A 14,881-nucleotide genomic window follows, 5' to 3' on the forward strand; every position below is an offset into this window, starting at 1 on the left:
GACATTATCTTTATGAGTAAAAATAAACAGGTTTTTTATCACCGACCGCGCAGCAACCAAGCCAAAAGCCCAGCCGTGCGCTGGCTGTTTGTTGTTTTGGGCTGGGTGTTTTTTGTGCTCGGGATTATCGGCGCGGTTTTGCCCGTGATGCCGACCGCGCCCTTTATTTTGCTCGCTGCCGCATGCTGGGCGCGCAGCTCGAAGCGCTTTCATTTTTGGCTGATTAATCACAAATGGTTTGGCAAGTTTGTGCGCGATTGGGAGGCCAATCACGCCGTGCCGCGCTATGCCAAATGGCTCGCGACGGTGATGATGGCGGTATCGACAGCGCTGCTGTTTTATCGTCTAGAGGGTGACATGCTATGGATAGCATGGCTTGTGGCAGCCGTATGTACGGGTGTGGCGATTTATCTGTTTCGCTTGCCTGATGCCAAGTGAGCCGCGTTTTATTTAACCTTATAATAAGCCGACACCAACATTAATCAGCCCGCCGCCCAAGATAAGCCAGCCAAACACCACCGCACCCAGCAACAAGGGCTTGATGCCCGCCTCCTTAATTGCGCCTAAATGCGTGGTCAGACCAAGGGCAAACATCGCCATCGTTAACAGTACATTGTCCACCTGTACCAAGGCGCTCACCAGCCGCGCATCCAGCGGCAACCACGTGTGCAGCATCACGACCACGATAAAACCAAAGGCAAACCATGGCACATTGACGCGCTGTAGGCGGGTTTTTAGAGGCAGTTTTTCGGTATTGGGTTCGTGTTTAGCGGTTAAAATAAAAGACAGCAGCAGCAAAAATGGCGCGAGCATCATCACACGTATCATCTTAGTGACCACCGCTGTATTGCCGACATCGGCATTAATGGCGTTACCCGCGACCACCACTTGCGCCACTTCATGAATGGTCGAGCCGCTATAAATACCATAGCTTTCGGCATCCAGCCACGGCGCAAGCCAGCCCAAGTGATACAAAAACGGATACAGCAGCATCGATAGTGTGCCAAAGACCACCACCGTCGCCACGGCTATCGTCACCTTGTGTGCCTTGGCTTCGACCACAGGTTCGGTCGCAATGACCGCCGCCGCGCCGCAAATGCTTGCACCCGCACCGATTAATAGCGTGGTTTGTTTATCGAGTTTTAGCCAGCGCGTGCCCAACTGATAGGTTAAAAAAAACGTCGAACCCAGCACCAAGGCATCACACAATACCGCTGGCAGCCCCACGCCCGCGACTTGGGTAAAGGTCAGCTTAAAGCCATAAAACACGATAGCAAGGCGTAAGAGCTTGCTTTTGGCAAAGCCCACACCCGCCGTAAGTTTGGGTGCATAGCGCGGATAGATAGAATTGCCGAGCAGCATCCCAATGATGATTGCTAACGTCAAAGACGACAGCCCAAGCGTGCGCCCGACAGAAGACGTCACCGCCACTTGCGCCAGCCACAGACACAGCACACTACCGATAGCTACCACCACAATACCGAGTGCGTGCGGCGTGCGCGGGGTGTAGCTCTCAAGCGTGCGCTGTAGGGCGCGGTAGGTCGCGATTGCCATCGTTTATCCTTATTGCCAAAAAGGCATAACTTAATCTTTATTTGCAATATGGACAGTATACGGCGTCACTATTTATAATAAAAACAGATTGAAAAGATAGTTGTTATCGATTTTTTGGGTAAATTATTTATTAGATAACGGCTTGTTTATTAAATAATGACGTAAGCCACACAACATCAGGACGCGCCATGACGCCACACGCCCTGCCATTACCTAAGCTGACTCTCAAGCAACTCGCAGTCTTTGTCAGTATTTACCAAACAGGCAGCACCAGCGCCGCAAGTGAAGCGCTGCATCTGTCGCAATCGGCGGTCAGTAGTGCGCTTGGGACGCTGGAGACGCGTTTACAAATGCCGCTCTTTGAGCGCGTCGGACGGCGTCTGCTTCCGCATCACAACGCGCACGCTATTTATGTGCAGGCGCAGACGTTGCTTGAACAAGCAGTGAGCCTAGAACAGTATCACGAGCACCAAACCGAGCAAATTCGCATTGGCGCGAGTACTACCATTGGCAATTATGCCTTGCCGCCACTAATCGCGGAGCTTTATGGTGCGTTGCCTGAGGCGCACATTGATGTGACCATTGCCAATACGCAAGAGGTGGTACATGAGGTTGAGCAGTTGACCGTTGATATGGCGCTGGTTGAGGGTACGCCGCGCCCAAGTGATACTAACGCAATCGTGCAGCGGGCATGGCGTACCGATACGCTGATGGTGTTTGCCAAGGCGGGCAGTAAATGGCTCGCTGAATGTGATTATGACGATACGGCGCAGTGCTATCAGCTCAGCCCCAATCAGCTGGCGCGCTTGCCGCTATTGGTGCGCGAGGTTGGCTCAGGCACGCGGCAGGTGATTGACGAGCAGTTATTGCAGCATTTGCCTGAGGCTCGGGTAATGATGGCGGTGCAGCAGTCGGAGGCGATTAAACACATGGTCAGCGCCGATATTGGCATCGGCTGTCTGTCCCAGCACGTCATCCAGCCTGAGCTGGACGCGGGCAGCTTGGTACAAGTGAAGGTGACAGGCATTGACCTTGCGCGTACATGGTGGCTCGTCTGGCACAAAGCGCGGCACAAAAGTGCCATTTGGCAAGCCTTTATGACGATGCTCAATACCGATAAAACTTAAAGAGAAATTAAAACTTAAAAAGAAATTGGCTGCGAAAAGAAAGGCGCTTCAAGACAAAGAAGATCATATAACAACGCCAGCGCTATTTGCTAGCGCTGGCGCGTTAATAATCATCAGACGATGCCAAAGCTTAAGTCGTTAATGGGCGTTTATCAGCTGTTGCCAGCGTTTATAAGTCACGCGGTTTGGGTTTGTCCAAGCGCACAATCAAGCAGTCGCAAGGGACATTAGGCAAGATGTTATCCGCTGTCGCGCCATTGAGCCATGCTGACAAGCCATGACGTTCGTGACGACCGATGACTAATAAATCGACGTCATTTTTATGGCAATAATTGACGATGCCTTCGCTGCTAGAAATGGCGGTCGTTACTTCAGAGTTGACCGTATGTAAATCATTTTCTGTCAGAAAATCTGCCAGTTTGACGCGTGCTTCTTGACAGCGCTCATCATCAATCGCGTCATAGAGGCTGGAGGCGGGTACCAGCTCGTAACCGAAGCCAACCATCGTATCGCGGACGATGTGTAACACGGATAATTTGGCATTGGGTCGATTCTCGACGATGCGTTTGGCCTTTTGCGCGACGATATGGGCATCAGGCAAGAGGTCGGTGACCAGTAAGATGTGTTGATAGCTCATGAGCGTGCTCCTAAAAAACCGTGTCTTTTATATTAGCACTACTGTCATGGGCTGTTAAGGGGTATGCGTGTGCTTATTGTATGCGTATTTTTGATGCCGTTTTTTGCTGTTCTTTAGCGTTGATTTTACAAGATTTTTAGATGGGGTTTGTCTTATAGGACAGCTCCTTATTTTTTATAGGTATTCCTTTTTGTCTTTTTCTTAGCACGGTTTTAGGCGTGCCTTGATTTAGCTTGCCGCGTCCCCAATTAACAGCGTTAGGCAAATGCCTTTCCTTTGATAGAGACAGATTACGGCAGCGTTTTTTACGCTGGCGTGCGATGTGATAGGCGTTACCCACCTTTTTTTAAGTTTATTAGTTATATCATTAAATTGTTATAACGCTGATATAGCGAGATTAGACGGTATTTTTCGTAGCCTCTGGAGGCGCAGCCACAGCAAGCAAGAAAAATACCGTTTAATTGAGCGTATTTATTAAGACATATGATTTTTCTTTGGGCTTAACGGTAGTTTAACCCACTCATCTTTCACCTTCTATATTTTTACCCCATAAGGCGACCCTATAATAAAAGACGATAGGACGACGCGCTGTATAAGGATACCCATGACCGAGACCGATTTTACCGCTGATTTGACTCTACATCCTGAATTTGCACTGATTGAGCATCGCCATATCGAGGCGCTGTCGATGGATGTGCTGATTAGCCAGCACAAAAAAACGGGCGCGATGCATTACCATTTGGCGCATCCGAGTGACGAAAATGCTTTTTTGGTGGGCTTTCGCACCCAGCCGATGGACTCCAAAGGTGAGGCGCACATTTTAGAGCACGTGGCACTGTGCGGCTCAGAAAAGTTCCCAGTACGCGACCCGTTTTTTTCGATGATTAAGCGCTCGCTAAACACCTTTATGAATGCGATGACCGCTGCCGATTGGACAGCGTATCCGTATGCCACGCAAAATAAAAACGACTACTTTAACTTGTTGTCGGTATATTTGGACGCGTCATTTTTTCCCAATATTCACCCGCTGGACTTTGCCCAAGAAGGCATCCGCGTAGAGCTGGACGAAAACGATAAACCACAGTTTAAAGGCATTGTGTTTAATGAAATGAAAGGCGCGATGAGTGGCGAGATTGACCAGCTGTATCATGCGGTCGCGCATCATCTGTTCCCGACCACGACCTATCACTACAACTCAGGCGGTGACCCTGCGGATATTCCTGATTTGACGCACAGCGAGCTGGTGGCGTTTCACGAAAGCCATTACCACCCATCAAACAGTGTGATTATGAGCTTTGGTAATATTCCTGTGCAGGAAACCCAAGCCAAATTGCATGACGATGCCTTAGCGCGCTTTGAAACAGGCAAAAAGCACGTCTCACGCCCTGAACAGCGCTTGTCAGCACCGATTAGCGCGACCGAAACTTATGGCGTGGACGAAGCGGGCGCAAACCAAACGCATCACGTCTTGGCGTGGTTATTACCTGCCATCACTGACCCCAAGCAGCGCTTGGCACTGCGTCTGTTAGAGGGCGTATTGATTGAGCATGCAGGCTCGCCACTGCGCGCGTATTTGGACAGTCATCCCCTTGGCAAAGCGCCCAGCCCGCTACTTGGTTTGGACGACAGTCATTATGAGATGGTGTTTTATACAGGCTTGCGCGGCTCTGAGCCTGAGCACGCCGAAGCGGTCGAGCAAGGCATTTTGGATTTGCTAAATAAGGTCGCCAGTGCGCCGATTGATGATGAAGTGATCGAAACCATTTTGCATCAGATTGAGATTGACCAGCGTCATATTGGCGGCGACAGCATTCCTTACGGGCTAAACTTGATGCTCGAAGGCTTTAGCACCGCTGTGCATGATGGCAATCCGATTGACGTGTGGGCGGTGGATGAGCATTTAGCATGGCTACGCGAGCAAGTCAAAGACAAAGACTGGCTGCCTAACTTGATTAAGACGCACTTGATTGACAACCCGCACCGCGTGCGCGTGAGCTGTGTGCCTGACAGTGAAAAGTCTGCGCGCCAAGCCGCCGCTGAGCAAACGCGCTTGGACACCATCGCTGCGAATCTCACCGACGATGACAAGGCGATTTTGCGTCAGCAGGCGCTTGACTTGGCAGCGCGTCAAGCAGCGCCCGATGATTTGAGCCTATTGCCAAAAGTCGGCTTGGAAGACGTGCCAGAAGACATCCAATGGCAAGACGGCAAGCGTACGACGGTGAACCTAAGTGGACGCGACAGCAGTCTGTTTGAGTACGAAGCGGGCACCAATGGCTTGTATTATTATCAAGTGATTGTACCCTTGACCGCGCCGCTAGAGGGGCATGACAACGTCGGTGATTTGCCTGCCAATGACGTGATTAACCATCCGCTCTTGCCGATTTATCTCAGCCTGTTATCAGAGCTGGGCACCGACAGCATGAGCGCGCACGAGATGCAGGCAAAACAAGCCGCGCATTCTTCAGGCGTCACTGCGCGTATCAGCCAGCGTACCAGCGTGCATGCGCGTAATGATATTAACAGCTACTTCGTGGTGGCGACGCGTGCATTAAACCGCAAGCCAAATGCTATCGATTTATTAAAAGAAGTGATGGAGCACAGCGTCTTTAACGAGCACAGCCGCATTAAAGAAATCTTGCAGCAGCGCCAAGCGGGCTGGCAATCACGTCTGGCAAGTGCAGGTCACGCCTACGCGATGCAAACTGCGAGCCGTGGCATGAGCCGCCAAGCGCACCTTGAATATGTGCGTAGCGGTCTGCCTGCGCTAAACGCGTTAAAAGGCTTTCTGAATGAAGCGGATAACGATGATAGCGTGTGGGATGATTTGGCGAGTGGCCTTATGGCTCTGCATCAACGCTTGATTCATTTGCCCAAGCACGCGCTACTGATTTGTGAAGCCGAGCAAACGGACAACCTGCGCGCGCGCATTATTGACAGTTGGCAGTTGGATGCGTCTGTAGCGTATAGCGGCGCAGACATCAATCAAGACGTGCCTGCGGTATTTAAGCTGCCGCTAGATGCCGCCTTGTCAGGTGACAAGACAGATAATGGCAATGCAGATAATGATGATGCCCAAGCGGTACAACCTGTGACCGACAGCGCGTGGCTGGTGGCGACCAACGTCTATCACAATGCCAGCGTGTATGCCGCGCCGCCTGCGGACAGCGAAGACACCGCTGCCCTGATGGTACTTGCGCCATACTTGCGTAACGGCTACTTGCACAGCGCGATTCGTGAGCGTGGCGGTGCATACGGTGGCGGGGCAGGCTATGACGCCAACGCCTGCGCCTTTAAATTTTTTAGCTACCGTGACCCGTACTGCGCGGAAACCTTTGAACACTTCACGGACAGTATTGATTGGTTGTTAAATGAGCCGCAAACCGACGCGCAATTAGAAGAAGCCATCTTGGGCATCATCTCAGGTATGGACAAACCTGGTTCGCCAGCGGGTGAGGCGGTCAAGGCATGCTTTGCCGATTTGCACGAGCGTAGCGCCGATTGGCAACGCAAAATGCGCGCCCTTATCCTTGGCGTGACTATTGATGACTTGCAGCGTGTGGCTCGCAAATACCTGCTCGACCAGCCATACGTCCGCGCCGTACTTGCGCCGTATGACAAAGAAGCGCACGTCCGCGAGCTGGGCTTTGAGGTCAATAAAGTCAAAAGCTAATTTTGCTTAATAAGTTGTTTCATAAAAAAAGCCAAGTGTGATGCTTGGCTTTTTTGTGTGTGCTTATTTTTATCACCATTTTTAAAATAGGGACACGCCCTAGTCACAGGCGTTTAAATTGAAAACACGCCTAATACCGCTTAATGCTTTTGTCTTTACTGATGCGGTCTTGATGTACAGGGTAGCTGTCGCGGCTATCATGCGTGACGCGGTCATTAAAGTAGCGCTTGAGTGTGCGTTGTACTGCTTCAAAGGCGATATCATCCCATGGAATGTCCGCTTCATCGAACAGCGCGCATTCAATGCTCTCAACCCCAGCGCCATACGCGCCGTCTTTTAGGTCGGTTAAGTAAATGATATAAATCTGCCCGATGTCGGGAATGTCATAGATGCAGTACAATTGCGGGTTGACGGCGATAGCGTCCGCTTCTTCAAAGCTCTCACGTGCTGCGCCCTCGGCGATGGTCTCGCCATTTTCCATAAAACCTGCAGGTATCGTCCAATAGCCGTAACGTGGCTCGATAGCACGGCGGCAGAGTAATATTTTGTCTTCATGTACGACCAGCGTGCCGCAGATGATTTTGGGGTTTTCATAATGGATGTAGCCGCAGTTTGGGCAGACCAAGCGCGGCATGTTGTCCATCTCAGGGATTTTGTATTCGGCCTCGTGACCGCATTCTAAGCAATAGCGCATACGGGCTACCTTTTAGCAAAAATAAAAATAAGCCCCATTGTAGCGCAAAAGTTCAGTGCAAATAGGGGATTCCTGTAAGAAGCAAATTCCCAATAGCGCGTTTGTTAGGCTATGTTTTTGTCTAGGGCGTGTTCCTATTTAGTCATAAACGCTTGAACTAGGGACACGCCTCAATATTAACTGTATTTGCGCAGTAGTCCGCCAGCGATAGAGCCAGAGTTGGGAATCAGCGGGGTGACGGTTGCCTGAAAGTCGTGATACAGATCCTCACGGTGCGGGTAGACGACGGCGCTCAGATTGCCACTGGCATCGACCTCATGCCGCCAACCGCCCAAATCGTAATCAACCAAATACAGGGCGATATAATCCCATACTTCACGATAAATGGCTTCAAAACGTCTGTCGCCTGTACGCCGTGCTAATAGTAATGCTGTATTGGCAGTTTCGGCTTGTACCCAATAAGGACGAATCGCGACTGACACCGCATCATCCCAACCAATCGTGTACACCATGCCTGACTTGCCATCAGCCGCCCAACCACGCGCCATCGCACTATCAAAAAGCGCAATGGCATTATCAAGCAGCCATGCAGGCGCGTCTTGCTGGCGCTGTTGTAGTGCGGTCTCAATCTTGATAAGCAGTCCCGCCCATTCCGCAAAATGCCCTGGCGTCAAACCCCAAGGGCGCAAATCATCGGTAGCTTGGTCTTGGTTATAATCAGGCAGCATTTGCCATGAGGCGTCAAAATGCTCAGGAATCCGCCAATCATACGCACTTGCAATATCATGCCCAAAGCGCTTGCCAAGTTGTAGCGCACGCTGCAGGTACTTATCATCATTGGTCGCATCCGCCGCAATTAAAAAGGCTTCGGTCGTGTGCATATTGCAGTTCGCGCCTTGATAGCTTTCTGCATCTGACCAATCGGTAGCAAAAGAAGGCTGCATGACCGACTCCTCCATTTGCCAAAAGTGCGTCTCAATAATATCAAGGACAACGCTGAGTAGTTCTGCCGCACGCGGACGCTGGGCAAGGGTGGCACTGCCCGCAGCAATCAAAACAAAGGCATGTAAATAAGCGTTTTTGCGCGAAGGAGTATAGCTGTCTTCAAACCAGCCGCCATGTACCTTATCACGCAGCGCGCCATCAAGTAGCGCGTCAATGCCATAATCTGCCATGACACCTGCGCTCGGTACACCCATCATCGATGCCAGTGCATAGCAATGTATCATCCTTGCAGTAACCACGCCTTTTGCGCGCTGGTCTTGCAATTTGCCATCATTACCCAGTGAACCAAAACCATCCGCCATGCGGGCCTTTTGATAGTGGGTCAGTAGCCGCTGACCTTCATTAATCAGCCACTGCTGATGTGACGGGTGCGCCGCCCAGCTGCTATGCTGGACATGCGAGCAGACACTACTGTCGATGCGCTGCACCTTCATTGCATTAGCCATTGGTAATCATCCCGCCATTAACGTGGATGGTCTGACCTGTGACAAAGCTGCTGTCACTTGAGGCGAGGAACACATACGCGCCGCCCAGCTCATACGGCTGCCCGATACGTCCCATCGGTGTGGTCATGGACTTAATAATGTCTTTATCAAAGTCCTTAAACGCCTTTTGGATTTCGGTGGCGATAGGGCCTGGGGCAACTTGATTGACACGAATGCCACGCTCCGCAAGTTGCAAGGCAAGGGCGCGAGTATAGCCGACGATAGCGCCTTTGGTTGAGGTATAAGGCACCAACACATCATTACCGACAAAGGCATTGACCGAGGTGGTATTAATTACGCTGCTGCCCTTTTGCATGTGGGGCAGTGCGGCGCGGGTGGTATAAAAAATCCCCGCCATATTGACATCAAAATGCTGTTGCCAGTCGTCATCACTGATATCGGTTAAGTCGTTATAAGGCTTTTGCATACCTGCATTGTTGACCAGTACATCCACACCGCCCCACGCATCGACCACTTGTTGCACCGCGTTTTTACAGCTGTCGCTATCGCTGGCGTTGTTTTGAATGACCAGCGCTTCGCTGCCTTCAGCTTCAATGCCTTTTCGTGTCTCAGTCGCTTGCTCTTCATCGCTGTGGTAAAGAATCGCGACTTTTGCGCCCTCGCGTGCCATGTGTAGTGCCACTGCGCGCCCGATGCCGCTATCGCCACCTGTGATGATGACGCGCTTGTCTTTGAGCTTATCCGCGCCTTTGTAGTTATCAGTAATGTATTCTACGTCTGGGAGTAAATCATCGAGATGGTCTGTCATGAGTATTCCTTATTATTTATTGTTTTAACATTATTTAGTGGTTTAAAAGTACGATGGATGTTTGCTAAAAGATGGAGATGTCGCCCGATATCACTTATCCAAACCCTATGAAACTATGTTTGAAAAATGCGCCGTCTTGCTAAGCAAACATAAGTTAGCCTACCACTTTTACAAATAATTGCGTGTCGTTTATTGCTACCGCGAGTTACTGCGTGTAATCGTGATGTAAAGGCAGCAAGATATTTACAACACGCGCACGCCTTATAAGTAACACAGATACGCGGGTGATTCAGATGGTGTTTTAGGCTATGCTAAAGGACAAGATAACAAGAACAAGGAGCAGGGAATGACGCTTACGCATTCGCCGCGGTTTGATGAGCTGAGTGTGGCGATTCCGCGCCATATTCAGCAGCCTGTGCTACGACAGATGGCAGAGCGCTTACAAGCACAGCTACTCGGTAGCGATGTCAGCCCATCGGCGACCGATAGTGATATCGGCTACTGCGCGCAGATATTGGACGCATTGCAGCACACGCCCGTCGCTGATGCGTCTATTTTGGTTGCAATTACCAATGAAGCGCGCCCGCGCTTGCTATTGACCCGCCGCGCGGGACACTTAAACAATCATGCGGGCGAGGTGTCGTGCGCTGGCGGCAAACATGATGAAGGCGATGGCAACAATGTGGTGACCGCACTGCGTGAGGCAAGCGAGGAGACCGCGTTGCCCGCAAGCCGCGTGCATATCATTGGGCAACTGCCGCCGCAAGAGTCCAAGAAGGGACTGAGCGTGCGTCCTATCGTAGCGCTAATAGACAGTGATTTGACACTGGTGCCTGAGCTTGGCGAGATTGCACGGATATTTTGGGCAGATTTTGAGGCGCTGATTGACGCGCCAACGGTCGAGTATAGTGTGCCGTATCCTGTGGGTCCCGAGCGATATACGATGGTCACACCCAGCTGGCAGGTGGAGGGCGAGACCGTATGGGGGCTGACAGGGCGCGTGCTGGCGAGTCTGATGGAGATTGGCTTTGATAGAGAGGTTGACTGGTATTATCGCCTGGCAGATGAGGCGATACACTCGCGCTAGTTGCTTTTATTGGTTTAAAAAGCCGTTTTATTGTTGGTAATATTTGTCGTTTTCTTTGAGCCACCAGTTCATGTTGTCTTGGCGCTTGGCTCGAAAGCGCTCAAGCTTGTCCGCAACCTTGTCATTGCGCTGGCGGGCAGTGTCTAGCGCAAAGAGTATCGGTACGGAGGACAAAACACCAAAGCGCAATTTGGATTTGGGCAAGTCCAAGCCGTCACCGATATCATCGCCAACTAGAGTGCGTGTCACGCTGGCATTGACCTGCTCAACAAATCGCCCGCGCCGATTGTCCTCGCCCATGATTTGACTGGGCAAATCGTGCAATGCTTTTGCCAAAGGTCGCCCCATCTTAAAGTCCAGCTGCTGTATCGACAGATAGCTGTACAGCCATTCCCAGCAGGCGGTTTCGTCCTCGGGCAAGCGCTTGATGTCCACACCTAGCCAATAACTGGCAAGGCTCCAAAGGTGCAATATCCCCGCCGCTTCCTCTTTACTGATACGCGCGCCGAGCAGCTGCAAACCGCGCATAATCAATAGCGAAAACTGCAAATGCGTCGCCACCATATCGGTCTGATTAATCGGTATGCCCCAGTAATCGGCATCCCACGTGGGCGTAGCTCCGTTTGCCAATGCCGCCACGCTCGGCGTCTCATGTAGCAGCTGACGGCGCACCACGCTATGGATGTAGCGCACTTGAATCGACTGCCGCCAGCCCTCGCTACCTATCGCCAGTACTTGTTGTAAGGGAATATTTGCTTGTTTTTTAAGTGCAGGATATTCCGACACCGCCAAAATATAGGCATAGGTGCGCATCAGTCGCGGTAGCGCGTCGTGTACCAGCGCGCCTGTTTGTATCAGCGGTAAGGATAAGGCAGGAATGCTATAGCCCGCCATCAATGCCACATTACGCAGCAGCCAAATCAGCATCAGCGGATAGCGGCGATAGGCGGTCGCACCAATCTCGGCAAGTTTGGGGTCGAACCAATCAGGATGGGCAGAGAATTGCTCGGTCAATGCTGCAAATTCGGGCAGCGCCATATATTCGTGCGTCTCAATACTGCCTGCTGCCATTTGCTGCAAAGGCTTAATCACAGGCAGCCGCTGCATACACAAAGGATCCATCAATCCATCGCCAATATCGTAGCCTGCCGCCATATCAGTTAATAGTGCAGGGGATATGACAAAATCCTTGGGCAACAAAAAACGCTTGATACGGCGCAGCACTTGTAAATCGCTGTGGTCGTCGGGACATGTAGTGCGCCCGTGGCGTAAGTAAGGCGCGTTGTCAGTAAATGCTCGAGCAGTGGACGTCATCAAAGCCGCCTATAAAAGGTGAAAAAATAAACCCATAAATCATGCTTATGCACAAAAAGCCATAAAAAAACGACCTAGGCACAGGGCGATAGGTCGTTATCAGTACCATTTAGAGCGCACAGCCGTCGACTATCAATGTAGCATCATCGCCACTTAATGTCATTAATGACGCGTCAAATCGACAGACGTGGTATTCACATTGTCTTTCAAGGTTAACTTTAGCATCACATAGCCTGCGATACCTGAAATGATTGAACCCATAATGATACCCAAGCGCTCATCAAAGCCAGGCGTTTCGCCGCCGAATGCCAAACCACCAATAAACAAACTCATGGTAAAACCAACACCGCAGAGCAGCGCCGCGCCATAAACTTGCTTAAAGTCCATGCCGCTTGGCATTTTTGAAATACCCAATTTAAAGATAATCCAGCACATCAGCATCACACCGACTTGCTTACCGATAAACAGACCTGCCGCAATACCAAGCGGTACAGAGTGGAACAGCTCGCCAACGCCTGCGCCTTGCAACGAGATACCTGCATTGGCAAAAGCAAAAATCGGCAAGATACCAAAGGACACCGTGTTTTGTAAGTCGTGCTCCAGCTCCTCAAGCGGTGAGTGCTCAGGGTCGGTGCGGTCAAACATCGGAATAAATAGCGCCAAGACCACACCTGCAAGCGTTGCGTGAATACCTGATTTGAGCACCGCAATCCACATGATGATGCCGATTAATAGATACGGCGTGATGCTGGTCACATTGCGGCGGTTTAGTAAGAATAAGAACGGTAAGCACAAACCTGCAATCGCGAGCGACCCAAGTGACAGCTCACTGGTATAAAACAGCGCAATGATTAAAATCGCACCGATATCATCAAAAATGGCAATCGAGACCAAAAAGACCTTGAGTGAGTTGGGCACTTTGTTGCCCAGCAGGCTTAGAATACCCAAAGCAAAAGCAATGTCGGTCGCCGCTGGAATGGCCCAGCCCTTGAGATAATGCGCGTCGTGATAGTTAAAGAACACATAGACCAGCGCAGGCATAATCATACCACCAAGAGCAGCACCCGCAGGCAGGATGATTTGCTTGACGTTCGACAGCTCACCGACCAAAACTTCGCGCTTTAACTCTAGCCCTACTAAAAAGAAGAACACCGCCATCAGACCATCATTAATCCAGTGGTGCGCGTCTTTGGCAATAGCAAACTCTCCAATTTGCACAGAAACAGGAGCGTGAATAAAGGCTTCGTACCAATCATGTAGCGGTGTGTTTGCGATAATCATCGCAGCGATGGCGGCGAGTGCCAGCACAATGCCGCCCGCTGCCTCGTACTCAAAAAACGCCTTAATCCTTTGTATTGCCATAGTATCCTCATTTACGTATCAAAAAATATCATCATCTCTCGCCTATACCTATTTCGTACCACAAAATACATTGTGATAATAGCAGATAAAAGAAGCGGTACTGCCCATAGTAAAAGTCACCCTCATGGGCAAAAATGATAAACAAACAGCCTGATGGTGCTTGCTAAGTGTGGCATTATATCGACCACCATAGTTATGATACCCCATTGTTACGCTTGGGTACGTATCAATGGCGTATTATTCTAAAGCTTCTATAGTCAAGCTGACAAATACAGTCAAAATTTATTTGTCTATCAAAAGTTCGCTCTTTCTGATGGACAGTTTTTTAAAAGCTGTTACCTTTTAGCATAATTTTTTTTATAAGGCCAGTAATATGGATATCTCCTTATCGTTAGACATCATCGCTATGTTGGCTGTGGTGGCTGCTGTTGCAGGCTTTATTGACGCTATCGCGGGGGGTGGTGGTCTACTCACCATCCCTGCCATGCTATTGGCCAATATCCCGCCCATCATGACCTTGGGCACCAACAAATTTCAGGCAACCTCGGGCGCATTTGCCGCATCCGTCACTATGATAAAAAAAGGTGTGGTCAAACCCAGTCAAATGAAAACAGCGATTGTCGCGGCATTCTTAGGCTCAGTGATTGGCACCGTTGCCGTGCAGCTGTCGCCACCTGATATGTTAGAGACTGTCATTCCCTTTTTGATTGCTGCGATTGGTATTTATACCTTATTTGCGCCCAGCCTCGGAGAGGTCGAAGCCGCACCGCGCATCAGTGAAAGCAAATGGCAAAAAATCGCCGTGCCTTTAGTTGGTGCTTATGATGGTTACATCGGCCCTGGTACAGGTATGTTTTTTGCGCTTGGCAATGTGGCTCTACGCGGGCGCAAAATTATTGAAGCGACAGGTACAGCAAAGGTTTTAAACCTTTCTACCAATATTGGCTCGCTGATATTTTTTATTCTGGGGGGCAAGGTGTTGTGGGCAGTGGGCTTTGCTATGCTGGTCGGGCAGACCATCGGTGCGTATTTTGGCTCGCACATGGTGGTTAAAGGCGGCAGTAAATTAATACGCCCTGTGATTGTGCTGGTCTGTTTGGCGATGGTCACTAAATATGTGATGAGCTAACAGCACGTATTTTATACCCATCACGACTATCAAAAAAAGCCTCCG

At 50.4% G+C, this 14,881-nt stretch carries 12 protein-coding genes; 5 read left to right on the forward strand and 7 right to left on the reverse strand.

Going from position 1 to position 14,881, the window contains the following annotated elements; translation table 11 throughout:
• Positions 1-12 precede the first annotated feature (12 nt).
• Entirely contained in the window at positions 13-438 is a 426-nt protein-coding gene (locus JIE71_RS04750; RefSeq protein ID WP_199507589.1) for a YbaN family protein, read from the forward strand.
• A gap of 18 nt (positions 439-456) precedes the next feature.
• On the opposite strand, the gene JIE71_RS04755 is transcribed toward JIE71_RS04750, so the two are convergent.
• Entirely contained in the window at positions 457-1,554 is a 1,098-nt protein-coding gene (locus JIE71_RS04755; RefSeq protein WP_199507590.1) for a YeiH family protein, read from the reverse strand.
• 188 nt (positions 1,555-1,742) lie between these two features.
• Here JIE71_RS04755 and JIE71_RS04760 point away from each other — a divergent pair, with 188 nt between their 5' ends.
• Positions 1,743-2,681, forward strand: coding sequence for a LysR substrate-binding domain-containing protein (locus JIE71_RS04760; RefSeq protein ID WP_199507591.1), 939 nt, complete (start codon positions 1,743-1,745; stop codon positions 2,679-2,681).
• Between the two features lie 169 nt (positions 2,682-2,850).
• On the opposite strand, the gene JIE71_RS04765 is transcribed toward JIE71_RS04760, so the two are convergent.
• Entirely contained in the window at positions 2,851-3,318 is a 468-nt protein-coding gene (locus JIE71_RS04765) for a universal stress protein (protein WP_199507592.1), read from the reverse strand.
• A 604-nt stretch (positions 3,319-3,922) separates the two neighbouring features.
• Here JIE71_RS04765 and JIE71_RS04770 point away from each other — a divergent pair.
• Positions 3,923-6,991 (forward strand): insulinase family protein, encoded by a 3,069-nt coding sequence (locus JIE71_RS04770; protein ID WP_199507593.1) that lies wholly within the window; start codon positions 3,923-3,925, stop codon positions 6,989-6,991.
• A gap of 130 nt (positions 6,992-7,121) precedes the next feature.
• On the opposite strand, the gene JIE71_RS04775 is transcribed toward JIE71_RS04770, so the two are convergent.
• From JIE71_RS04775 to JIE71_RS04785, 3 genes are all read right to left on the reverse strand, one after another.
• Positions 7,122-7,685, reverse strand: coding sequence for an NUDIX hydrolase (locus JIE71_RS04775; protein ID WP_199507594.1), 564 nt, complete (start codon positions 7,683-7,685; stop codon positions 7,122-7,124).
• Positions 7,686-7,861: 176 nt separating this feature from the next.
• A complete protein-coding gene (locus tag JIE71_RS04780; protein WP_199507595.1) occupies positions 7,862-9,136 on the reverse strand; it encodes an AGE family epimerase/isomerase in 1,275 nt (424 codons plus the stop codon).
• Positions 9,129-9,944, reverse strand: coding sequence for an SDR family oxidoreductase (locus tag JIE71_RS04785; RefSeq protein WP_199507596.1), 816 nt, complete (start codon positions 9,942-9,944; stop codon positions 9,129-9,131). Before JIE71_RS04785 ends, JIE71_RS04780 begins: the two co-directional genes overlap by 8 nt.
• A gap of 346 nt (positions 9,945-10,290) precedes the next feature.
• Here JIE71_RS04785 and JIE71_RS04790 point away from each other — a divergent pair, with 346 nt between their 5' ends.
• On the forward strand, positions 10,291-11,031 hold the full coding sequence (locus tag JIE71_RS04790; protein ID WP_199507597.1) for an NUDIX hydrolase: 741 nt from the start codon (positions 10,291-10,293) through the stop codon (positions 11,029-11,031).
• Between the two features lie 27 nt (positions 11,032-11,058).
• On the opposite strand, the gene JIE71_RS04795 is transcribed toward JIE71_RS04790, so the two are convergent.
• Together JIE71_RS04795 and nhaA are read right to left on the reverse strand one after the other, a co-directional pair.
• The gene (locus tag JIE71_RS04795) at positions 11,059-12,345 is read right to left on the reverse strand and encodes an oxygenase MpaB family protein (protein ID WP_199507598.1); all 1,287 of its coding nucleotides are present in this window, start codon (positions 12,343-12,345) and stop codon (positions 11,059-11,061) included.
• Positions 12,346-12,507: 162 nt separating this feature from the next.
• Positions 12,508-13,707, reverse strand: coding sequence for a Na+/H+ antiporter NhaA (gene nhaA / locus JIE71_RS04800; RefSeq protein ID WP_199507599.1), 1,200 nt, complete (start codon positions 13,705-13,707; stop codon positions 12,508-12,510).
• A gap of 373 nt (positions 13,708-14,080) precedes the next feature.
• Between nhaA and JIE71_RS04805 the strand changes: the two genes are divergently transcribed.
• Positions 14,081-14,836, forward strand: coding sequence for a TSUP family transporter (locus JIE71_RS04805; protein WP_199507600.1), 756 nt, complete (start codon positions 14,081-14,083; stop codon positions 14,834-14,836).
• Positions 14,837-14,881 lie beyond the last annotated feature (45 nt).

The sequence above is a fragment of the Psychrobacter sp. bablab_jr014 genome (assembly GCF_016464015.1).
Classification (GTDB): Bacteria; Pseudomonadota; Gammaproteobacteria; order Pseudomonadales; family Moraxellaceae; genus Psychrobacter.